The sequence below is a fragment of the Streptomyces sp. NPDC007025 genome (assembly GCF_042869455.1).
Classification (GTDB): domain Bacteria; phylum Actinomycetota; class Actinomycetes; order Streptomycetales; family Streptomycetaceae; genus Streptomyces.
On the sequence record NZ_JBIAFT010000014.1, the window covers coordinates 63,544 to 86,723 of the forward strand.

At 69.9% G+C, this 23,180-nt stretch carries 16 protein-coding genes; 1 reads left to right on the forward strand and 15 read right to left on the reverse strand.

What is annotated here, in order from left to right:
- Nucleotides 1-73: 73 nt before the first annotated feature.
- The 15 genes from ACFYMO_RS25630 to ACFYMO_RS25700 form a co-directional block, all read right to left on the reverse strand.
- On the reverse strand, nt 74-2,389 hold the full coding sequence (locus ACFYMO_RS25630; protein ID WP_388549205.1) for a hypothetical protein: 2,316 nt from the start codon (nt 2,387-2,389) through the stop codon (nt 74-76).
- Nucleotides 2,386-2,919 carry a hypothetical protein gene (locus ACFYMO_RS25635; protein WP_388549208.1) on the reverse strand — a complete coding sequence of 178 codons (534 nt, stop codon included), beginning with the start codon at nt 2,917-2,919 and terminating at the stop codon, nt 2,386-2,388. The genes ACFYMO_RS25630 and ACFYMO_RS25635 overlap by 4 nt, the downstream gene beginning before the upstream one ends.
- A gap of 195 nt (nt 2,920-3,114) precedes the next feature.
- Nucleotides 3,115-4,662 (reverse strand): glycosyltransferase family 39 protein, encoded by a 1,548-nt coding sequence (locus ACFYMO_RS25640; RefSeq protein ID WP_366771032.1) that lies wholly within the window; start codon nt 4,660-4,662, stop codon nt 3,115-3,117.
- A gap of 136 nt (nt 4,663-4,798) precedes the next feature.
- Entirely contained in the window at nt 4,799-6,715 is a 1,917-nt protein-coding gene (dxs, locus tag ACFYMO_RS25645) for a 1-deoxy-D-xylulose-5-phosphate synthase (RefSeq protein ID WP_019357327.1), read from the reverse strand.
- Between the two features lie 444 nt (nt 6,716-7,159).
- Entirely contained in the window at nt 7,160-8,488 is a 1,329-nt protein-coding gene (locus tag ACFYMO_RS25650; RefSeq protein ID WP_388549212.1) for a sugar ABC transporter permease, read from the reverse strand.
- Entirely contained in the window at nt 8,485-9,291 is an 807-nt protein-coding gene (locus ACFYMO_RS25655) for an ATP-binding cassette domain-containing protein (protein WP_074999911.1), read from the reverse strand. The genes ACFYMO_RS25650 and ACFYMO_RS25655 overlap by 4 nt, the downstream gene beginning before the upstream one ends.
- Before the next feature lie 67 nt (nt 9,292-9,358).
- Complete coding sequence (locus tag ACFYMO_RS25660) at nt 9,359-10,471, reverse strand: substrate-binding domain-containing protein (RefSeq protein WP_388549215.1); 1,113 nt, start codon at nt 10,469-10,471, stop codon at nt 9,359-9,361.
- A 165-nt stretch (nt 10,472-10,636) separates the two neighbouring features.
- A complete protein-coding gene (locus ACFYMO_RS25665; protein ID WP_366771079.1) occupies nt 10,637-11,821 on the reverse strand; it encodes an ROK family transcriptional regulator in 1,185 nt (394 codons plus the stop codon).
- A gap of 303 nt (nt 11,822-12,124) precedes the next feature.
- A complete protein-coding gene (locus ACFYMO_RS25670) occupies nt 12,125-13,048 on the reverse strand; it encodes a carbohydrate ABC transporter permease (protein WP_366771029.1) in 924 nt (307 codons plus the stop codon).
- Nucleotides 13,048-13,992: a sugar ABC transporter permease gene (locus ACFYMO_RS25675; protein WP_366771078.1), complete on the reverse strand. Its 945-nt coding sequence runs from the start codon at nt 13,990-13,992 to the stop codon at nt 13,048-13,050. The genes ACFYMO_RS25670 and ACFYMO_RS25675 overlap by 1 nt, the downstream gene beginning before the upstream one ends.
- Nucleotides 13,993-14,044: 52 nt before the next feature.
- On the reverse strand, nt 14,045-15,304 hold the full coding sequence (locus ACFYMO_RS25680) for an extracellular solute-binding protein (protein WP_019357334.1): 1,260 nt from the start codon (nt 15,302-15,304) through the stop codon (nt 14,045-14,047).
- Nucleotides 15,305-15,538: 234 nt separating this feature from the next.
- Nucleotides 15,539-16,480, reverse strand: a complete 942-nt coding sequence (locus ACFYMO_RS25685; protein ID WP_388549220.1) for a carbohydrate ABC transporter permease — start codon at nt 16,478-16,480, stop codon at nt 15,539-15,541.
- Nucleotides 16,481-16,499: 19 nt separating this feature from the next.
- Nucleotides 16,500-17,447, reverse strand: coding sequence for a carbohydrate ABC transporter permease (locus tag ACFYMO_RS25690; protein WP_388549394.1), 948 nt, complete (start codon nt 17,445-17,447; stop codon nt 16,500-16,502).
- A 148-nt stretch (nt 17,448-17,595) separates the two neighbouring features.
- Entirely contained in the window at nt 17,596-19,020 is a 1,425-nt protein-coding gene (gene ngcE, locus ACFYMO_RS25695) for an N-acetylglucosamine/diacetylchitobiose ABC transporter substrate-binding protein (protein WP_366771027.1), read from the reverse strand.
- 26 nt (nt 19,021-19,046) lie between these two features.
- Nucleotides 19,047-19,181: a hypothetical protein gene (locus tag ACFYMO_RS25700; protein WP_388549223.1), complete on the reverse strand. Its 135-nt coding sequence runs from the start codon at nt 19,179-19,181 to the stop codon at nt 19,047-19,049.
- Between the two features lie 356 nt (nt 19,182-19,537).
- On the opposite strand from ACFYMO_RS25700, the gene ACFYMO_RS25705 reads away from it, so the two are divergent.
- Nucleotides 19,538-22,897 (forward strand): GH92 family glycosyl hydrolase, encoded by a 3,360-nt coding sequence (locus tag ACFYMO_RS25705; RefSeq protein WP_388549226.1) that lies wholly within the window; start codon nt 19,538-19,540, stop codon nt 22,895-22,897.
- Nucleotides 22,898-23,180 lie beyond the last annotated feature (283 nt).

Genomic DNA, 23,180 nt, shown 5'->3' on the forward strand with positions numbered 1-23,180 from the left:
GCTCCTCGCGGAGTGCCGGGAGCGGGCCGTCGGCGTCCCCGGAAAGACTTCCGGCCGCCCGTGCAGCCTCGTCTTACCCCGTATAGGGCTCGCGGCCCTCGAATGCGTCGCCCTGCGGACCGACGGCCAGGTACTTGGACTTGATGTCGTCGGCGAGATCCCCGGTCACATCCGGGCCCTTCCCGTAGTTCTCCAGATATTTCTCCGCGGTCGATCCGAGATCCCGCTCCCCACGGGCGAAGAACTGATCCATGTTCTCCGGGGGATCGGGGAGATCGGGTCCGCCGAAAACCGCGTCGTCGTGGAAGAGTTTCGCGAACTCCACCCCGCCCGCCTGTGCGATGGGAATCACCACGCCCCAGGGTCCGCTCTTCCCGACCACCGAGAGGATGCCGTTGGCGAGGGCCGGTGCCGAGGAACTGATGCCGACCCGGGTCCAGTTCGCCGACTCGCGGAAGGCCCGCTGGGCCTCGGCGCTGTCGGCGGCGTACTGCGCCTCGATGTGCTGCACGCGGGAGTGGTCGAGCGTGCCCCGGGCCTCGGCCTCGGTGAGCAGCACCCGCCGCCCAGCCGCCCAGCTCTCCTCGTTCGCGGACGGCGGATTGTGGGCCAACCTGTCCAGCGTGTAGAGGTGTTCGGCCTGGCTCATCAGGCCGTGCGAGGTCTCGTCCTGGCCCAGTACGCTGAGGAAGTCGACGGCCTGCCCCCGGCTGAGCGCGGCGGCGCCCGGGTAGGCGGGCGGGAAGGCGCCGGTGCTCTGGAGCGAGTCGCCGACCCCGGAGACGGCTCGGTTGAGGTCGTCCACGTAGGCGCCGCCCATCGCGCCGAGGCTCGGCGCGAGCGCGGGCTGCTCGTGCAGCAGTCGGGGGCCCTCCGGGCCGCCGTAGACGTGGACGACCTGTTCCATGACGTCCGCGGTCGCGGCGGTGCGCCGGTCGCCGCCGCGCCGGAAGAGCTCCGCATCCTTTCCGGCCAGTTGCGGATCGTCCCAGGCGTAGCCGGTGGCGGCGGCGGTGAGGGCGTGGCCGAGCGCTTCGTGCCCGGGCAGCTCGCGGGGGCCCGCACCGGTGTTGCCGTCGAAGATCCAGTTGCGGTCCTGGGTCAGGTAGGCCAGGCGGTCGTCGAGTTCGCCGTCGCGGTCCACCACCCCGCCGACGTCCGCGGGCTGTGCGAAGAAGGTGGTGGCGGCACCGGGGTTGTGCCCCAGGGCCTCCAGGAAGCCGACCAGCGCGTCGTGTCCGGTGCTGCCCGGGGCACCGCCGGGGTCGAGGTCGTCGGTGTCCGCGGAGTTGGCCCAGTAGGCGTAGCCGTCGCGGGTGTTGAGCTTCTCGTCCCAGGTCACGAGCCGGTCTCCGTAGCGGTTCAGGAACCCGGCGTCGTAGGTGCCCGAGTGCATCAGGTTGCTCATGAGCTGGAAGCCGTAGGGGTGCGTCCGGCCGCCGCTGCTCTCCAGCCGCTGGTCGCCCAGCGCGATCATGTCCTGCTGCCACTGCCGCATCGCGGGGGTGTCCAGCTGCGTGGCGTTGGCCAGCGTGGTGCTCAGCGACTCCTGGAGCACCGAGGCCGACTTCCACCACGCCGCGTCGTCGATCTCGGTGTCCGGATGGTCCGGATGGTGCGGATGGGTGGCGTTGTACCAGAGCCGCAGCGTCCGCTCGGCCCCGAGTTCGGTGGCGAACCGCGCGGCGAATTCCGGGTCCTGGCTGTGCCGGGTGATCAGCGCGGTGATCCGCTCCAGCCGGGCGGAGCTGGTCGTGCCGTTCTCGGCCCGCGCCAGGCGCAGGGCCTCCTTCAGATCCCGGGCCGCCCGGGCACGGGCGGCCGCCAGGCTGTCGTACGCCCGGTCGTTGAAGCCGCGCGCGGTGCCGTTGACGTCGGCCGTCAGCGCGTGCGCGAGGTCCCGGTCGGCCTGGTCCGCGCTGCCGAGCGCCGCGAGGGTGCGGTCCCGGTAGCCGGTGATGATCTCGCGGTAGGCCTTGGCCCACAGGGTGCGGTGCTGCTCCTCCTCGTCCGTGAGCTGCAGGGAGACGGTGCCGTCGCGCGGGTCGAGCCGCAGGTGCTCATGGCCCTCGAGCTCGTCGGCGATGTCCTGGAGCACCTTCTGGGCGGAGCGGAACCTGCCCAGCGCCTCGGACAGCACGCTGTGCGTCCGGCGCGCCTCCTCCTGAGCGGCCAGCAGTTGGGCCCGCACGGTACGGAACCTGCGCCAGGCCGCCTCGGCGCTCTCGCCCTCCCAGTCCGAGTCGGCCAGGCCCTTGACGACCTCGGTGGCGAAGTTGGTGGCGACCTGCTCGAACTTGCCCGGTGCGGTCCTCCACTTGGTCACGGCCTCGCTCAGCGGGGTGAGGTCGGCGTGCCGTACCTCGGTGTAGCCGAGCCCGTCGCTCATCGGGAGCCGCTCGTGGCCGGGAGGTGCCTGCCGTTGTGCGCGCCGCTGCCGTTCCCGGCGTCCGGGCCGCTCTCGTCGCCCCGGCCGCGGCGGTCCGTGGCGGCCGCGATGCGGTCGATGTCCGTCTTGCGGCGGTGGTCCTCGGTGGTGAACGCGCCGGCGGCGGTGCGCAGCGCGGACGCCGTACCGGAGAACTGTTCGTCGACGTAGGACATCTGGTCGCGCCAGCGCTCCTGGAAGGTGGCGAGCGCGGTCTCGGTCCGGAAGCCGCCGAGGCTGCCGGTGATCTCGCCGGTCTCCCGCATGACCTCGTCGTCCGCCTTCAGGAACTGGCCCCGCACCGTCCCGGCGCGTCCCGCGCGGCCCCGCAGCACGTGGGCGGTGACATGGAGCCGCGGCCCGGTCTGCTGCCCGCCACCGGTCCCGCTGCCGCATCCTCCGGTTCCGCCGGTCCCGGCGAGCCGCGTGTGCACCGCGGACTCCGGCGCGTACGCGGCCTTGAGTCCGGCCCACTCCTGCTCGAATGACATGCTGACCACCCGTTTCCCCCGTGCCGTGGCTGAACCGCGTGCGACGCACCGGCGCACGCGGCCGCGAACGTAGCCGCCGCAGGCGAACAGCAGGCGATCAGCCGGGGAGCGGAAGCTGGACAACCGGGGGCCGCATGGGGTCGATGGGGCGTGTGAGGCGGGTGGGGCGCAATTCGAGCCGGGCGGCGTCCGTGGTCAGCGGGCCCGCGGGGCGTGGCCCGCCCGGGAGGTGGAGTGGAGGTCCGGCCGGTTGCGCAGGTAGAAGGACGAGCCGTCGATGGTGGCCACCTTCTCGTAATGCCGGGCGAGGTGGCGGCGCAGGGTGGGGATCTGCTGGACCCCGTACCGTTTGCCGCGCGAGTCGTCCACGATCAACTCCGGCGGCCTCCTGCGCAGTTCGCGCTCGAATTGCGGCCAGGCACCGTCCATCGCATAGCGCTCCCCCACCCGGGCCTCGCCGCGTCCGCCACTGAAGTTGGTGAGGAACCCGGCGGTCAGATAGCGGGAGGCGGGTGAGCGCTCGGACAGCCAGTACCCCTCCGGGTGCATGCCCCACAGCAGCACCCGGTCCTTGCGGTCGGTGTAGGAGCGCACGGTGTCGGCCAGCCGGCGCGCATGGTCGACCTCGGCCCGGCTGGCGGTGAAGCCCCAGCCGACGAACGCGCAGGCCAGGAAGGCCGTCGCGGCCAGCGCAGCGGTGGCGGCCCGGGCGGTCAGCCCGTGCAGCGCCGCCGCGCCGAGGACCGCGAGGGGCGGGACGAGCTGGAGGAAGTAGTGCCCGAAGAACTGGAAGCCCACGGTGACGGCTCCGAACGAGGCGGCCAGCCAGATCCACAGATCGGCGGTGCCGCGCAGCGGATCGCGCGCGGGGGGCTCTGCGGCGGTGCGGGAGCCCGCACGGCGGGAGCGGACGGCGCGGACGAGGGCGACGACGAGCGGCAGCGCGGCGAGCGTGAGCAGCCCGACCCCGGCGAGGGCGCGCAGCAGCGGTTTGAGTCCGGCGCCGTCGGCGGAGAGATAGGAGCCGGAACCCGTCGCTATCCAGTACAGGAACCGCCCCGGATCGAAGGCGAGAGCGGCGCTCACCACCGGGAGCGCCGCTCCGGCGGCCACCCGGACGACCGCCGGCCAGCCGGCTCGGTACTGCCACAGCAGCACCAGGACCGGCAGCAGCACCGCACCACCGGTCTGCTTCGAGAGCACCGCTCCGGCGACCGCCAGCCCGGCCCCGAGCCACCGGGCTCGCTCGGCGTACCAGATCGCGGCGACGGTCCACGGCAGCATGAAGACCTCGAACGTCGCCGCCTGGGTGTCCTCCGGCTTGAGCCCCACCGACAGGAAGACGTAGCAGATCCCCGCCGTCCACCCGGCCCGCTCACCCCAGCGGCGGGACGCCAGGGAAGCGGCGAGCGCCGCTCCCACCACGACCGCGACGACGGCCGCGACCCGCACCGGCCACAGCGAGCCGTCGCCGAAGACCGCGAAGGCACCCCGGTAGAGCAGCGGCACGAACGGGGGCTTGCGGTCCACGACCGTGTCGTAGAGGACGCCGCCGTCGGCCAGTTGGCGCGCCTGCGTGGCCAGATATCCCTCGTCCGGGTTCCACGGTGTGCGGGCGAAGGACGGGAGGCGGGTGAGGATCGTGAGCACGGCGAGGACGGCGAGGAGCCGCGTCCGGTTCGCCACCGCGTCCTTGGCGCGCGCGGCGGTGGTAGGGCGCTCCGTGGCGAGGGACAGCGGCATACCGCTCAATCTAGCGAGCCCCCGGCTCCGCGGCCTCCTCGGCCCCGGAATCGGGCCTCCGACCGGCGGACCCGCCGCCGGACAGGGCCCGGGCCCGCGGCCGACGAGCCGCGGGGCGCGAGCCGCGTGGCGCGGGTCAGTCGCTGGCCACCTCGGCACGTGCCGCGTCGAAGCGTCCTTCCAGCTTGGCGACCAGCCCCGTCACCTGCCGGGCGATGTCCGGCGCGGTGAGTCCGATCTCCGCCATGATCTCCTTGCGGGAGCCGTGGTCCAGGAAGCGCTCGGGGATGCCGAAGTCCCGCAGCGGCACGTCCACTCCGGCGTCCCGCAGCGCCTGCGCCACGGCGGAGCCGACGCCGCCCGCACGGCTGTTGTCCTCGACGGTGACGACGACCCGGTGCCGGTCCGCCAGTGCGGGGAGCGCCTCGTCGACCGGCTTGACCCAGCGCGGGTCCACCACGGTGGCGGTGATCCCCTGCTTGTCCAGCAGGTCGGCGATCTCCAGGCACATCGGCGCGAGCGCTCCGACGGACACGATCAGCGCGTCGCCGGCCGCGTCCTCGGCGGGCTCCCGCAGCACGTCCATGCCGCCGATCCGGCGCAGTGCGGGGACGGCGGGGCCGACGGCGCCTTTGGAGTAGCGCACCACGGTCGGCGCGTCGTCCACCTCGACGGCTTCGCGCAGCTGGGCGCGCACCTGGTCGGCGTCGCGGGGCGCGGCCAGCCGCAGGCCGGGCACGCACTGGAGGATGGACATGTCCCACATGCCGTTGTGCGAGGCGCCGTCCGAACCGGTGACCCCGGCGCGGTCCAGCACGAAGGTCACGCCGCACCGGTGCAGTGCCACGTCCATCAGGAGCTGGTCGAAGGCGCGGTTGAGGAAGGTGGCGTAGACGGCGAAGACGGGGTGGAGTCCGCCGGTCGCGAGCCCGGCGGCGGAGACCGCGCCGTGCTGCTCGGCGATCCCCACGTCGTACACGCGTTCGGGGAACTCCTGTGCGAAGGCGTGCAGTCCGACCGGCCGCATCATGGCCGCCGTGATGGCGACAACGTCCTTGCGCTCCCGGCCGAGCGCGACCATCTCCTCGCTGAAGACGGAAGTCCAGTCAGCACCCGAGGACTTCACCGGCAGCCCGGTGTCAGGGTGGATGACCCCGACGGCGTGGAACTGGTCGGCCTCGTCCTGCCGGGCGGGCTGGTAGCCACGGCCCTTCTCGGTGAGGCAGTGCACCAGCACCGGGCCGCCGAACCGCTTGGCACGCTGCAGCGCCGACTCCACCGCCGTGATGTCGTGCCCGTCGATCGGGCCGACATACTTCAGCCCCAGGTCCTCGAACATCCCCTGCGGCGCGATGAAGTCCTTCAGCCCCTTCTTCGCGCCGTGCAGCGTCTCGTACAGCGGCTTGCCCACCACCGGAGTGCGGTTGAGCACGTCCTTGCCGCGGGCGAGGAAGCGCTCGTAGCCGTCGGTGGTGCGCAGCGTGGCCAGATGGTCGGCGAGTCCGCCGATGGTGGGCGAGTAGGAGCGCTCGTTGTCGTTGACCACGATCACCAGCGGCCGGTCCTGGGCCGCGGCGATGTTGTTGAGCGCCTCCCAGGCCATTCCGCCGGTCAGCGCGCCGTCGCCGATGACCGCGACCACATGGTCGTCGGCGCCCCGCACCTCGTTCGCCTTGGCCAGGCCGTCCGCCCAGCCCAGCACCGTCGAGGCGTGCGAGTTCTCGATCACGTCGTGCGCCGACTCGGCGCGCGAGGGGTAACCCGACAGGCCGCCCTTGAGCCGCAGCTTCGAGAAGTCCTGCCGCCCGGTCAGCAGCTTGTGCACGTACGACTGGTGCCCGGTGTCGAACAGCACCCGGTCTCTCGGCGAGTCGAACACCCGGTGCAAGGCGATGGTCAGCTCCACCACGCCCAGGTTCGGACCCAGATGGCCACCGGTCTTGGAGACCGCTTCGACCAGGAAGGTGCGGATCTCCTCGGCCAGCTCCTCGAGCTGCTCCGGAGCGAGCCGGTCCAGATCGCGTGGTCCCCTGATGCGGGTCAGCAACGCCACCCGTACCTCCTTGCGTCAAGCGTGATCGAACGCTGTCGAGAGCCGTCGTTGTCGGACCGTACCGATTCCTCCTCCGGGCCGCGGCCCGGAGGTACCACCGGACCGGGTCCGGAAGAGGTGCTCCCAAAGTCTAATGTTCCGCCGCCGCACAGGTTCACCGGACGGTGGCAACTCAGTCACACGAATGCCGAGCCTCCGCCGGTCTCCCCACCGGCCCGCACCGGTCCCGGACTCGCCCAGCACCGGTCCCGGCACCGCCCCGGACCGGTCCCGGGCCGGTCACGCGCGAGGGGTACCCCGGGAGATCTCCCGGGGTACCCCTGGTGGCCCGGCCGCAGGCCGGGCGGGTGTGCGGCGGACTCGGAATCCGCCGTCGGGCCGGTTGGACCCGCAGGCCGGACGCCCATGCGAGGGTCCCTCCCGCGGCTTCCGGCCCCGGACGGGTCAGGCCCGCCCGGCGGTCTTCTGCGTCCGCCGGGAGACCGAGTCGATCACCACCGCGGCCAGCAGCACCGCGCCGGTGATCATGTCGCGCAGCGCGGAGCCGGTGCCCAGCAGCGCCATGCCCGAGTTGATCGACTGGATGACCAGCGCGCCCAACAGCGCCGACCAGGTCTTCCCGCGGCCGCCGAAGAGGCTGGTGCCGCCGATGACGGCTGCGGCGATGCAGTTCATCAGCAGGCTGCCCGCGCCGGAGGACTGGTTGGCCGCATTGATCTGTGACGCGAAGAACAGTCCACCGACGGCCGCCATCGTTCCCGCGATCGCGTAGACCGTGATCCGGATCAGCGGCACGTTGATCCCGGCCCGGCCGGCCGCCTCGCTGCTCCCGCCGACGGCGAAGACCTTGCGGCCGTAGCCCGTACGGCGCAGCACGAAGTCGCCGAGGACGACCATGCCCAGGAAGATCACCACGGCCAGCGGCAGCCCCCGGTAGGAGTTGAAGACGGCCGCCGCCGCGTAGGCCGGGACCGCCAGGATCACGGTGCGCAGCAGGATCTCGCTCAGCGGGCGGCTGGGTACCTCGGCCGCCTTGCGCCGCCGCGCGTCCAGCAGCGAGAAGGCCAGGAAGGCCAGCACGCAGACGGTGGCCAGGCCCATGGCCGCCGCCTTGTCGGCGAAGTAGTAGTTGGTGAGATGTGCCACCACGCCGTCGCCGTCGAGGTTGATCGTTCCGCTCGGCCCCAGGATCTGGAGCATCAAGCCGTTCCAGCCCAGCAGACCCGCCAGGGTGACCACGAAGGCCGGGACGCCGATCCTGGCGAAGAAGAAGCCGTGGACGGCGCCGGCCGCCATCCCGGTGAGGATGGCCAGCAGGACCGCCAGGACCTCGTTCATCCCGTGGTTGATGTTCAGGACGGCCAGCACCGCCGCGGACATGCCGCTGACCGAACCGACCGACAGGTCGATCTCGCCGAGGATCAGCACGAAGACGATCCCCACGGCGATCAGCCCGGTGCCCGCGCTCTGCACGAACAGGTTGCTGAGGTTGTTCGCACTCAGGAACGCCGAGTCCTGGAGCTGGAAGACCACGCCGATGACCAGCAGGCCGATGACGACCGGGACCGAGCCCAGCTCGCCGGTCCGCAGCCGGCGCAGCAGGACGTCCAGGTAGCCGCTGAAGCCCTGCTGGCGCACCAGCAGCCGGGGGTCGACGGTGGAGACCTCGGCTGCCGGGGCCGGCGCTCCGCTCGCCCCGTCCTCCGGGGCCTTCGCCGTGTCCACGGGCGCGTCGTCGGCCGGCGTGCCGTTCGTGGGGGTGTCGGTGGTCACTGCTGCACCTCCTTCGGGCGCGCGTTCTGGGCGGTACGGGCGTCGCGGCGGGTGACGACGTTGTCGGTCGCCCCGGTGATCGCGGAGACGATCTCCTCCTGGGTGGTCTCGCTCACCGTGTACGTCCCGTTGTTGCGGCCGAGGCGCAGCACCGCGACCCGGTCGCTGACGGCCCGGACGTCCGCCATGTTGTGGCTGATCAGCAGCACTCCCAGGTCCCGCTCCCGGAGCCGTTCGACCAGGTCGAGGACCTGCGCGGTCTGCTCGACACCGAGCGCCGCCGTGGGCTCGTCGAGGATGACGACGCGGGGCTCGCCCAGCAGCGAGCGGGCGATGGCGACGGTCTGCCGCTGCCCGCCGGAGAGCGAGGCGACGGGGACGCGGACGCTGGGGATGCGGATGGAGAGCGTGGAGAGCAGCTCGCGGGCGCGGCGCTCCATCTCCACCTCGTCCAGGATCCCGCGCGGCTTGATCTCGTTGCCGAGGAAGAGGTTCCCGACGACATCGAGGTTGTCGCACAGCGCAAGGTCCTGGTAGACGGTCGCGATGCCCAGTTCCTGGGCGTCGTGCGGCCGGTCGATCCGGACGGGTTCGCCGTTCCATTCCACCGTGCCCTCGTCGGCCGGGCCGACGCCCGCGATGGCCTTGACCAGGGTGGACTTTCCTGCACCGTTGTCCCCGACGAGTGCGACGACCTCGCCGGGGTGGACCTCCAGCTCGACGTCCGTGAGCGCCTGGACGGCGCCGAACCGCTTGGAGACTCCGCGCAACGCCAGCACGGGCGTAGCGGACACGTGAATCACTCCTTCTGCCCCGGGGCCGTGCCCGGGCCCACCGCCGCGGCGGTGGGCGGGCCGGCCGCCTGAGGGGTTACTTGATGCCCGCCTCGGTGCACGCCTTCTTGAAGTCGGCGGTGCAGATCTCCTTGGCCGTGAAGAATCCGGACTTGCCGACGTACTTCTTGATGTCGTCCTTGGTGAGCGGCAGCGGCGTGACGATCTTCGTCGGGACGCCCTTCTCGGACTGGCTGTCGGTCTTCGAGGAAGCGATCTTGTCCAAGGACTCGCCGCGGGCCAGCGCGACGGCGAACTCCGCGGCCGCCGAGGTCTCGGGCACGTAGGGCTTGTAGACGCTCATGAACTGCGAGCCCGCGAGGATCCGCTGCACCGCGTTGAGCTCGGCGTCCTGGCCGGTGACCGGGGGCAGCTTGTCCTTGTCGAAGCCCGCGCGCTTCAGCGCGGTGATGATGCCGCCCGCCATGCCGTCGTTGGCGGAGTAGACGCCGACGATGTTCTTCTTGCCGAGCGAGGAGATGGCGCCCTTCATGTTCTCGTTGGCGTTCTCCGGCTTCCACTCCTTGGTGTCGTACTCCTTGCCGACCTTCACCTTGCCGTCGAGGACGGAGTGGGCGCCGTCCTTGTACATCTTGGCGTTCGGGTCGGTGACGGAGCCGTTCATCATGACGATCTTGCCCTTGTCGGCCTTGTCGCCCAGCTCGTCGAGCAGGGACTGGGCCTGGATTCTGCCGACCCGGGGGTTGTCGACCGAGGTGTAGGCCTTGATCGGGCCCTCGGCCAGCCGGTCGTAGGCCACGACGGGGATGTCGCTGTCGTCGGCCTTCTTGACCGAGCTGGAGATCGACTTGGCGTCCACCGCGTCGACGATCAGCGCGTCGACCTTCTTGGTGATCATCGTCTCGACCTGCTGCTGCTGCAGATTGGCGTCCTGCTTGGCGTTGGCGTAGAGGACCTTGGTGTCCTTGCCCGCCAGTTCCTTGATCTTCTTGACCATCAGCGGCTTGTCGAACCGCTCGTAGCGGGCCGTCTGGTTCTCGGGCAGCAGCAGCCCGATGGTCAGCGGACCCTTCTTGGACTTGTCGCTGTCCTTGCCGTCCGCCTGGTCCGCACTGCCGCAGGCGGCCGTGCTGAGGGCGAGCGAGAGCGTGATGGTGCCGAGGGCGATGCCGCGCAGCGCTGCGTGCATTTCAGAGACCTCCCTGACGGGGCCGCGGCGGTGCGGCCGGGGTGTCCGGAAGTCAACTCGCAGGAAACTCAGCGGTCAATAAGCTAATACTTAACGAGACGACAACGATGCCATCCGTTGAAGACAGAAACCCAGGATGTTGCCGTCCGGTGAACGGGACGCCCCTCAGGCAGCCGCCGACGCGGCGTCCACCAGGGTGGCGTCGCCCATCTCGTCGAGGACCAGCGCGAGGGCGCCCAACACCTCGGCGCGGCTGTCGAGTTCGCCGGGAAGGACCTTCAGCCGGCGCGCCGCGCTGGGGATGGCGTAACGCGCGACCGAGTCCCGCACCGGACCCAGCACCAGGTCCCCCGCCTCCGCGAGGTCGCCGCCGAGCACGACCCGCGAGGGGTTGAGGAGGTTGCAGAGGCTGGCGACACCGCTGCCGATGTAGCGGCCGATGTCCGCGACGACCCGGCGGCAGCCCGGATCGCCCTCCGCCGCCAGCCGCACCACCCGCGCCATGGTCAGATCCGTGCCGTGGCTGGAGTGCAGCAGCGGCAGCACGTAGCGGGCCGCGGTGAAGGTCTCCAGGCAGCCGCGGTTGCCGCAGCGGCAGACCGGGCCGGACTCGTCCAGCGTGATGTGCCCGATCTCGCCCGCTGTGCCGCCCGGGCCGCGGTAGATCTGGCCGTTGATCACCAGGCCGGCGCCGACGCCGCTGGCGACCTTGATGTAGGCCAGGTCGCGGGCGCCGTGGCCGGCGCCCCAGACCTGTTCGCCGAGCGCGCCGAGGTTGGCGTCGTTGTCGACGTAGACGGGCACCCCGGTCCGCGCGGCGAGCTCGTCGCGCGGGTTGGTCCCCGCCCAGCCGGGCAGGATGGCGGTGGAGCCGAGCACACCGGTCTCGATGTCGATGGGGCCCGGGACGCCCAGCCCGATGCCGATGACCTTGCCCGGGCTGATGCCGCTCTCCCCCACCAGCCGCCGCACCAGGCGCTCGGCACGGTCGAAGCCCTGCTGGGCCGAGGCGTCCACGTCGATGGGCTCGGCGTCCTCGGCCAGCACGGTGTGCGCCAGGTTGCCGACAGCGACCCGCAGGTGGGAGTGGCCGAAGTCGACCCCGACGACGATCCCGGCGTCGGCGCTCAGCGAGACGGCACGGGCCCGGCGTCCGCCCGACGAGGTGGGGGTGACCTCCACGGTCCCGGCGTCCTTGAGCTCACGGACGATGTTGGAGACGGTCGCCGCCGACAGCCCCGTGCCGCGGGCGATCTCCGCCTGGGTGAGCGAACCGGCCATCCGGACCGCCCGTACGACACGCTCGAGATTGGCCCGGTGCAGCGAGGACTGCGACCCCGGAGTCTCCACCACTGTTCACTCCCCGCTTGTCTCCAACATCTGAACCCTTAGCAGAGCCCCGGCGGTTCTTCCCGTCAAGCCCTGCGAACCGGGCGGGGAACAGCTGGTGCTCATTTGTGGCTCATCATACGGAGCTGAGCGGGGAGAAGGCGCCGGGTCCCCAGCGGCGGCCGGGGCCCGGGAACAGCCACGGGCGTGCAGAAGTCTATGCCCGCTTTCTGCCCGTGTACGGCGCTCGGCGGAGTCCGCGGTGCGAATCCGCGCGCGACCGTGCCCCGGCCGGCCGATGGCCGGCCGAGGTGCGGCGAGCGGTCACTTCACGGAGCCCGCGGTCAGGCCGGAGACCACGTGCCGCTCGATGAAGGCGAACAGGACGATCACCGGGATGATCGCGACGACCGACGCGGCGAACAGGTAGTTCCACTGCACCGTGTAGGCGCCGATGAAGTTGTTGATCCCGACGGTCAGCGGCTGCTTGTCCGGCTCGGTGGAGAGCGTCAGCCCCATCACGAACTCGTTCCAGGAGGTGATGAAGGTGAAGATCACCGCGGTCACCACGCCCGGCAGTGCCAGCGGCAGCGTCACCTTGATCATCGCCCCGAAGCGGCTGGTGCCGTCCACCATCGCCGCCTCCTCCAGCTCCGGCGGGATCGACCCGATGTAGGCGGTCAGGATCCACACGGCGAAGGCCAGGTTGAACGCGGCATTGGTGAGGATCAGCGTCCAGATCGAGTTGAGCATCTCCAGCTGGTGGAACTCCCGGTAGAGCCCCACCAGCAGCGCCGTCGGCTGGAACATCTGGGTGACCAGCACCAGCAGCAGGAACCACTTCCGTCCCCGAAACCGCATCCGCGCCGTGTAGTACGCGGCCGGCAGCGAGACGAGCAGCACCAGGATCGTGGCGCCGCCGGAGATCAGCAGCGTCACCTGGAGGTTGTCCCCGAGCGAGGACTCCTTCCAGACGTCGATGAAGTTCGACCAGTTCAGCGTGTCCGGCAGATAGGTGCGGTCCCGCAGCTCGTCCGCCGGCCGCAGGGCCGTGACGATCATCTCCAGATACGGCGCGAGGAACAGGGCCGCGAGCAGCCAGGCCACGGCGGTGATCACCAGGGTGCGGGGCCGGAAGACGCGCTTCGGGGGCCGCGCAGCCGGCCTGGCCGGCGCGGCGGGACCCGGCTCGGCGGACTCGGGGTCGCGGCCGGGGCCGGCTCCGGCGGTCTGGGTTGCGGTCGCCATCAGTCCTCCTCGTTCCACCGGCTGACCTTCAGGAAGATCAGCACGAGCACGACGACCATCGCGAAGTTGACCACCGACATCGCCGCGGACTCGGCGATGTCCGTCTCCTTCAGCTTGTACATGAACACCGTGGTCGTCGCGGTGTCGCTGCCCGGTCCGCCCTGCGTCATCGCCCAGATGATCGGGAACGAGTTGAAGACGTTGATCAGGTTGATGACCACGCCGACGAGGAAGGCCGGGCGCAGCAGCGGCAGCGTGATGCCCTTGTAGGTCTGCCAGGAGCCGGCGCCGTCGATCCGCGCGGCCTCGTAGACGTCGGCCGGGATCGTCTGGAGCCCGGCCAGCAGGGTGTAGGTGGTGAAGGGCAGCGAGACGAAGACCGCCACGAACATCATCCAGGGCCAGGCGGTACCGGCCGATCCCAGCCAGTCCTTGGAGTCGTCGATGATGCCCAGATCGATCATGACGGTGTTCAGGACACCGGCCGTCCGGTTGAGCATCCATTTGAAGCCGATCGCCGTCATCAGCACCGAGGCGGCCCAGGGTGCGATGAGGGCCCAGCGGGTGACGCGGCGGCCCGGGAAGTTCTGGTTGAACAGCTGCGCCAGGCACAGCGAGAGCAGCATCGTCACCCCGACGACCACGACGGTCCACAGCACGGTCCACAGCAGGACGTGCCCGAAGTCGGTCTCGTCGAAGAGCTTCTTGTACTTGTCGGTGCCGGCCGAGCCCCGCACGATCCCCGCGATGCTGATGTTCAGGAACGAGGTCCTGATCAGCTCGATGACGGGCCAGACGACGACAGCGAGAATGAGCAGGACGACAGGGGCGATCCAGGGGAGCGGGCCCAGCCGGGCCAGCCCGCCGCTCGTGCGGCGGACCGGCCGGCCGGACTGCCCTCCCCGTCCCCGGCTCCTGCGGGCCGGGGACGGCGGGGCCTTCATTGACACGGGGTCTCCTTGCGGTACGGAGGTGCTGGGTGGTGCGGGCAGCGGCCTACTTGTCGGCCGCCGCCTCCTCCGCCTTCTTCTGCAGGTCGCCGAGGACCTTCTTCGGGTCCTCCTTGGCCGCCTTGCCGCCGCTCTTCTTGATCTCGGCGGAGACGACGTCCCAGGACGGGTCGCCCAGCGGGTAGAACTTGGCGTTCTGCAGCTCGTCGAAGAAGGGCTTCAGGTCCTCGTGCTTGCCGTTGGACTGCATCGTCTCCAGCGCGTCCTGGGTGACGGGCGGGAAGTTGTACATCTCGTCGAACTTCAGCATCTTCTTCGAGTAGACGAAGTCGAGGAACTTCTTGATCTGCTTCTGCTTGCCGCCGTCCTTGAAGGCCATCATCCAGTCGGCGACGCCGAGGGTGGACTTCAGCGGCCCGTCCTTGCCGGGGATGGTGGTGACGCCGTAGTCGACCTTGCCCTGCTTGGCCATCTGGACCAGGCTCGGGTGGCCGTTGAGCATGCCCGCCTTGCCGGCCGCGAAGTCCGCGAAAGCGGTCTTGCGGTCGGTGGTGCCCGGGTTGGAGTAGGTCAGCCCCGGCTTGACCAGGTTGTCCTGCAGCCAGTTGAAGGTCTCGACGTTCTTGGCGCTGTCGATGGTGTACTTGCCGCTGCCGTCGGTGTAGCCACCGCCGTTGCCCAGCTCCCACATCATCATCTCGCCCTGGGCCTCCTCGGGGCCGAGGGGCAGCGCGTAGGGGGTGTCGGCGGCCTTGGACTTCTTTATCTTCTCCGCGGCGTCGGCCAGCTCGTCCCAGGTCTTCGGCGGGTTCTTGATGCCCGCCTTCTTGAAGACCTCCTTGTTGTAGAAGAGCACGCGCGAGGAGGAGACCCACGGGATGCCGTACTGGGTGCCGTCCACCTCGCCGGCCTTGGCGAAGGAGGGGATGAGGTTCTTCTGCGTCGCGGGCGAGAGGACGTCGTCCGCCTTGTAGAGCAGGTCGTCGGCGACCTTGTCGGCGTAGCCGCCGGTCTGCAGCAGATCCGGCACGTTGCCGCTCTGGATCATCGTCTTGACCTGCTTGTCGATGTCGTTCCAGTTGATGACCTGGACGTCGACCTTGATGTCCTTGTTCTGCTTCTCGAAGTCCTCGGCCACCTTGTCCCAGTAGATCTTGGAGGCGTTGGACTTCTTGTCGCCGTAGTCGGCGGCCACCAGTTTGATGGTGTTCTTGTCCCCGGAGCCCCCGCTGTCACCGCCGCAGGCGGTCACGCTCAGTGCCATGGCGAGCACTGCGGCGCCGGCCGCCGCTGCTCTCTTGTTCATGTTGCTCAACCCTTCGACATCGGTGTCGACTTGCTCGCAGGTGATGCGTCACACTCCGGGCGCGACCCGGACCTCCCGGGCAGCGTCGGTCGAGGAGGGCCCCGACCGCTCGGTGAGGTGTTCCCCCGTGCCGCTACGGCGCAGAGACTACTCACGGCATATTCTGCCGCACAGGTCTAGGCCACTTTCGTGGCCAACCTGAAATCACTGCGCCCCACGGAGGATTAGACCTGCCTACTTCAGGGCACCGGCCGTCAGGCCCGCCTGCACCTGCCGCTGGAAGACGGCATAGACCACCAGCACCGGCACCATGGCGATGGTCAGCCCGGCGAACAGGGCTCCCCAGTCTCCCGCGTACCCCTGCGACACCGTCAACGCCGCGAGCCCCTGCGGCAGCACGTAGTTGTTCTCGTCCTCGTTGTTGAGCAGCAACGGCAGCAGGTACTGGTTCCACTGACCGAGGAAGTTGAAGATCCCGATGCTCACCAGGCCCGGCTTGGCCATGGGCATCATCACCTGGAAGAACGTCCGGGTGTGCGAGGCCCCGTCGATCATCGCGGCCTCCTGGACCCCGCTGGGCAGGGTCCGGAAGAACGAGGTGAGGAAGAAAGTGGTGAAGGGCAGCGAGTAGGCGATGTAGGCGATGATCAGGCCCGGGCGGGTGTCGAGCAGGGACATGTTGTCCATGATCGTGAAGAGCGGGATCAGCGCCAGGATCACCGGGAACATCATGCCGCCGGCGAACAGCAGGAAGACGAACCGGTTGCCGGGGAAGGTGAACCGGGCGATGACGTAGGCCGCCATCGAGCCCAGCAGCATGGTGCCGGTCAGCGAGCCCGCCAGGATGATCACCGAGTTGAACGCGTACCGGCCGATCTTGGCCTCGGTCCAGGCGTGCGCGAAGTTCTGCCAGTGGAGCGAGGTCGGCAGGCCCATCGGGTCGTTGAGGAAGTCCGCGGTGGGGCGGAAGGCGGTCAGCGCCACCCAGATCAGCGGCCCGGCCGCCATCACCACCCAGGCGATCAGGAAGGCGTGCGAGAAGACGTTCAGCACGCCGCTCCCGCCGCGCCCCGGGCCGGAGCGCGCCGCGTCCCCGGCGGCCTGCGGGGAGGGGGACGCGGTGGGCTCCTCCGCCCGGTCGGTGACGGCGTCGGTGGACATCGGTTCGGCACTCATCGCTTCGCAGCCCCGCTTCTCAGTACTCGATCTGGTCACGGCGCCCGACCCGCATCACGATCAGTGTGAAGACCATGCTGAGGACGAGGAGCACCACGCCGATGGCCGTGGCGTAGCCGAACTGCCCCTCCCGGAAACGCTCGTAGAGGTAGACCGGGGTCACCTTCAGCGCATGCGGCGGCACCATGATCAGCACGACCGCGAAGGCGTCCAGGGCCTGGATGCCCATGTAGATCCAGCCGGTGCGCACGGTGTCCCAGATCAGCGGCAGGGTGACCCGGAAGAAGGTGGCGGCGCGCCCGGCGCCGTCCAGCAGCGCGGCCTCGTAGATGTCCTTGGGGATGGCGCCCATGGCGGCCGAGAAGAGCACCACGTAGAAGCCGACGAAGCTCCAGGCGATCACCGCCATGGTCGAGAAGAGGGCGAGCTCGTAGTCGCCGCCGAGCCAGCGCTGCTCGAGCCCCTCCAGCCCCACGGAGCCGAGCAGGCCGTTGAGCAGTCCGCTGCGGGAGCTGTAGACCTGCTGCCACACCACGGCGATCAGCGCGATGGACAGCACCTGCGGGAAGAAATAGACGATCTTGTAGAGCGAGGAGCCCGCCACGCCCGAGACCGCCTGCCCCCTGCGGTGCCGTCCACCCGCGGTGATCATGTAGGCGAAGAAGATGCCCAGCGCCAGAGTGACCAGCGGAACGACGACCAGCAGCAGCAGACTGGACTGGAGGGAGGCCCAGAACCGCTCGTCGTGCCACATCTTCACGTAGTTGTCGAAGCCGACGAAGTTCGCCGTGGCACCGCCCGCCCAGTCCGTGAACGAGTAGTAGATCGCCTGGAGGAACGGGGAGATGACGAAGACCGCGTAGAAGGCCAGCGGCAGGGCCAGAAAGCCCACGATGAAGCGGTACTTGTCCAGCGTGCGATATCTGCGGTCGTTGCGCACCCGCTCGGGGGTGAACCGGGGCGGCAGGACGACGGCCAGCGCGAAGGCCGCTCCCCCACCCGCCCGGGTCCGCCCGACAGGCCGCTTGCCGCTCGTCTGCCCGCCCGTGGCCGGCCGTGTCTCAGTCTTCACGCCGCTCCGATTCTCCCCGGGGCCGTGCCCGCCGCCCGGCCGCTCAGGACTTCTTGATCTTCGTGACGTCGGGGTCCTTGGCGGTGCGGTCGGCGGCCTTCTGCATCGCGCTCATGGCCTCCTTCACCGATGTCTCGCCATTCATGAACTTGCCCACGACGGCGTCGAAGTCCACCCGCCACAGGTCGGCGTACCACTCCTTGAAGAAGGCGATCACGATGTCGTCGCCCGCGGCCTTGACGGCCTGCTGTGCGCTCTCCACCCCCGGCGGCAGCTTCATCCCGTCGATGGCGCCCTTGACCACGGGCATCGAGGAGACCTCGTGGAAGAGGTTCACCGCGGCCTTCTTGCTGTACATCATCCGCATCCACTCCAGCCCGCCCCGCCGGTTCGAGGCCTTGGCCGGGACGATGTAGGGCTCGCCGGGGGGCGCGTAGAGAGTGCCGAAGGGCATCGCGTCGCCCTTGTCGAGCGAGGGCGTGGCGCCGACCCGCATCTCGAAGTCCTTGGGAGTGGTGTCCTTCGCCTCGTTCTCCACCCAGGAGCCGTCCGGGATGAAGACGGCCTTGCCCTTCGTCCAGGCGGTCTGCGCCTCGATGTGGGCGTTCTTTCCGTCGAAGCCGGTCAGCACGTACTTCTTGGCGAGCAGTTCCTCATACGCTTCGAAGACCTGCTTGACCGCGTCGGTCTTCCAGGCGTTCGGCTCCAGATAGTCGAAGGCGTCCAGCTGCTTGCGCCCGCCCGCCTGGCCGAACATGGCGTACATGCTGAAGAACATGTAGCGCGGGTGGCCCGCCGGGTACGTCCAGCCGTGCAGCCCCTTCTTCTTGGCCTTCTTGCAGAGGGCCAGCATGTCGTCCCAGGTCTTGGGGTATTCGGCCTCCAGCGTGTCGCGGAGCATCCTGTCCGAATACCAGATGCCGTACACGGTCTGGGCGATGTTGAGCTGGTAGCAGGCGTCGCTGCCGAACTGCCCCATCTCCACGACGCCGGGCACCAGGGTGTCGCGCACCTTGACGTCCGGGTCGTCCCAGCTCGGCGCGTCGAGCAGTTCGGTGACGTCGCTGACCTGCTTGTTCTTGACCAGCTTCGAGATCGACATCATCTCGGCCCCGGAATTGTTGACCACGTCCGGCGGGTCGCCCTTGATGATCCGCGGCTGGACCTGGGTGGCGATGCGTTCGGTCCGCTTCTGGTCGACCTCGGCCTTCGAGTACTGCTTTTCGTACATGTCGCTGACGAAGCGCGCGTACTTGTCGTCGTATCCGCCGTTGAAGACGTAGACCTGCAGTCCGGCGTCCTTCTTGACGCCGAGCGGATTCTTGTCCGTCTTCTCGCCCTTTTCCGCCTTGGTGTCCTCACCACCGCCGGTGGCGCAGGACGTCAGCGAACCGAGGGCCGGCACGGCGAGAAGTCCGGCCGCGGTGGCCTTGACGATGTCGCGACGGTTGACGCTGTTGGTTCCCATGCTCAAGTCCTCGCCTTCTTCAGGACTCAGGCGGTGTACCGGTCTCCCGTCAACTCGCCACCGGCGAAGGGCCCGACACCGCGGGTCAGTTGGAGCTGGGTGGTGCGGATCGTGCGGATGGTGCGGCGCCGAGGCGGCGTCCGCGCGCGGGTACCGCTCAAGGTGCGGACAGGTATAGTCCACTCTTCACCACCCGGGCAAGATCGAGAACATTCCCGTCCGCCATCTTTCCCGAGTTGAGACCTGTTTCGATTCGCTGCTTCCGTCGGATTACCCCGAGTTCCTCCGAAATCCCCGGCTCCCCTTGACACCCGGGGGAAGACGTACGTTACTTGTCGCTGATATCCACAATCCGACAACGTTGTCGGCCTGTTGAGAGGTCCGTGTGCGCCGCAGCCCGCAACCCCGTCCCCGGCCCACGGCCGGATCCGGATCCGCAGCCCGGCTCCCCCGCGGACCGAAGCCCCGGCCGCGGGCCTTATCCCGCCGGACGGCCGCGCGCCGCCGGACACTCGCCGTGCTCCTCGCGCTGCTCGTCACCGCCACGGCACAGGCCACCACGGCCGTCGCGGCACCGGACCCGGGCACCGGCCCGCGGACCACCAGGTTCGCCTCCTCGTTCGAAGCGGACACCCCGCCGCCGGACTGGATCGACACCGTCGAGACCGGCCCGGACGGCAGACCCCGGGCCGACGGAGTCACCACCGACGGCCGCCCCGGACTGGCAACCCGCACCGGCGGCGGACCCGAGTCCTCGCCCACCGCCAGGACCGGCGCCGGCTTCACGGGCACCCGCGCCCTGCGCTTCGCGGGCGACCACGCGGCGCCGGGCCGCGGATACGCCTACAACAAGATCTTCGACGTGGATGTCACCGTCACCCGCGACACCGTGCTCTCCTACCGGCTCTTCCCCGAGATGACCGGCCAGGACCGCTCCTACGCCGCCACGCACGTCGCCGTCGACCTCGTCTTCACCGACGGCAGCCGCCTCGGCGACCTGCGCGCCGCCGACCAGCACGGCACCCGGCTGACCCCCGCCGCGCAGGGCGCCGCCAAGACGCTGCACGTCAACCAGTGGAACAACGTCGAGGCCCGGATCGGACAGGTCGCCGAAGGCCGGACCGTCGACCGCGTCCTGCTCGGCTACGACGCGCCGTCCGGACCGGCGAACGGCTCCCGCGCCTTCAGCGGCTGGCTCGACGACCTGCGGCTCACCCCGCAGCGGCCGGCCGCACCCAAGGCCCATCTGTCCGACCACGTCCGCACCACCCGGGGCACCCTCTCCAGCGGCTCCTTCTCGCGTGGCAACACCTTCCCCGCCACCGCGCTGCCCCACGGCTTCAACTTCTGGACACCGGTGACCGACGCGGGCGCCAAGAGCTGGCTGTACGAGTACGCGCGGAAGAACAACGCCGACAACCTGCCCGCGCTGCAGGCCTTCAGCGCCAGCCACGAGCCCAGCCCCTGGATGGGCGACCGGCAGACGTTCCAGGTGATGCCCTCGACCGCGAAGGGCACCCCCAGCGCCTCCCGTACGGCCCGCGCACTGCCCTTCCGGCACTCGGAGGAGACGGCCAGGCCGCACTACTACGGCGTCACCTTCGAGAACGGGCTGCGCGCCGAGGTCACCCCGACCGACCACGCGGCGATGATGCGCTTCACCTTCCCGAAGCGGGACACCGCCGCGCTCCTCTTCGACAATGTCGACGACAACGCGGGCCTCACCCTCGACACCCGCCGGGGCACCGTCAGCGGCTGGTCCGACGTGCGCAGCGGGCTGTCCACCGGCGCGACCCGGATGTTCGTGCACGCCCAATTCGACGCGCCCGCCACCGGCGGCAGCAAACTGACGGACGGCGGGAGCAAGGACGCCGCGGGTTATCTGCGGTTCGAGCCGGGAGCGGACCGCACGGTCACCATGCGGATAGCCACCTCGCTGATCAGCGTCGCGCAGGCGAAGGCCAATCTGCGCGCCGAGGTCCCCTCCGACCACTCCTTCGCACAGGTGCGCAAGCGGGCCCAGGCGCGGTGGGACGACCTGCTGGACGTCATCGAGGTGGAGGGCGCCACCCCCGACCAGCTCACCACGCTCTACTCCAACCTCTACCGGCTCTACCTCTACCCCAACGCGGGCCACGAGCGGGTCGGCGGCCGGACCCGCTACGCCAGCCCCTTCTCCCCCGCCACCGGTCCGGACACCCCCACCAGAACCGGCTCGAAGATCGTCGACGGCGAGGTGTACGTCAACAACGGCTTCTGGGACACCTACCGCACCACCTGGCCCGCCTATTCCCTCCTCACCCCGAAACAGGCCGGGAAGATGGCCGACGGGTTCGTGCAGCAGTACAAGGACGGCGGCTGGATCTCCCGCTGGTCCTCCCCCGGCTACGCCGACCTGATGACCGGCACCTCCTCCGACGTCGCCTTCGCCGACGCCTACCTCAAGGGCGTCGACTTCGACGCGGAAGCCGCCTACGACGCCGCCGTCAAGAACGCCACCGTCGCCCCGCCCGACCCCGGCGTCGGCCGCAAGGGCATGGCCACCTCCCCCTTCCTCGGCTGGACGAGCACCGACACCAAGGAGGGCCTGTCCTGGGCGCTGGAGGGCTACCTCAACGACTTCGGGATCGCCCGGATGGGCAAGGCCCTCTACAAGAAGACCGGCAAGAAGCGCTACCGGGAGGAGTCGGCGTACTTCTCCCAGCGCGCCCGCGACTACGTCCACCTCTTCGACAAGAAGACCGGATTCTTCCAGGGCCGGAGACCCGACGGCTCCTGGCGGCTGTCCCCGCAGGAGTACGACCCGCGCGTCTGGGGCTACGACTACACCGAGACGAACGGCTGGAACTTCGCCTTCACCGCACCCCAGGACACCCGCGGCCTGGCCGCCCTGCACGGCGGCCGCTCGGGCCTCGCCGAGAAGCTGGACCGCTACTTCGCCACCCCGGAGACGGCCGAGCAGAAGTACGCGGGCAGCTACGGCGGCGTGATCCACGAGATGACCGAGGCCCGCGACGTGCGGATGGGCATGTACGGGCACAGCAACCAGCCCTCGCACCACATCCCCTACCTGTACGACGCGGCCGGACAGCCCTGGAAGACCCAGGCCAAGGTCCGCGAGGTGCTCTCCCGGCTCTACGTCGGCAGCGAGATCGGCCAGGGCTATCCGGGCGACGAGGACAACGGCGAGATGTCGGCCTGGTACGTCTTCAGCGCACTGGGCTTCTACCCGCTGGTCATGGGCTCCCCCGAGTACGCGGTCGGCTCACCGCTGTTCACCAAGGCCACCGTCCACCTGGAGAACGGCCGGGACCTGGTGGTCGAGGCGCCGAAGAACAGCGCCGAGAACGTCTACGTCCAGGGCCTGAAGGTCGACGGCAAGCGCTGGAACTCCACCGCGCTGCCGCACAGACTGCTGGCCGACGGCGGCACCCTGGAGTTCGCCATGGGCCCGAAGCCGTCGAAGTGGGGCTCGGGCCGCGATGCGGGACCGACCTCGCTCACCCGCGGCGACCGGGCGCCGACGCCGGTCGCCGACGTCAGCGAGCCGGGTGACTCCCCGCTGCTGGACGACACCTCCAACACGGCCACGGACGCCGCGTCCGGCCCTGTCGCGGTGGCCGACGGCGCCCGCGTCACGGCGTACACCCTCACCTCCGACGACCGTACCGAGGCACCCGGCGGCTGGCGGCTGCAGGGATCCCGGGACGGCGAACGCTGGCACACCCTGGACCGGCGCGCGGACGAGACGTTCCGCTGGGACAAGCAGACCCGCGTCTTCACCCTCCCCCGCAGCGCGCACTACACCCGCTACCGCCTGCTCCCTGCCACCGAGAGCAGCCGCCTCGGGGAACTCGAACTCCTCGGCAGCCGCTGACCGACGCGCCTGCGCGGGGCGCCTTCGGGACCGTGCGGGACGCGCCGACCCGCGGGGAAAGCCGCCGACAGCGCGGACGGCCGCAGATCTGGCCTGGTGGCGGGCGGAACCACACGACAAGAACGGAACGGACCTCCCCACTTGCGTGTATCCCTCACCTCTTTCATCTGACCTCTGACCTGACGTGACAGCTCCTCTACAATCAGTTGCCGCCAGCCGTTGGTAGCGCAGCACCGATGCGCGGCACGGATCGCCACCGGCTGACGTACACCTGACGGGCCGC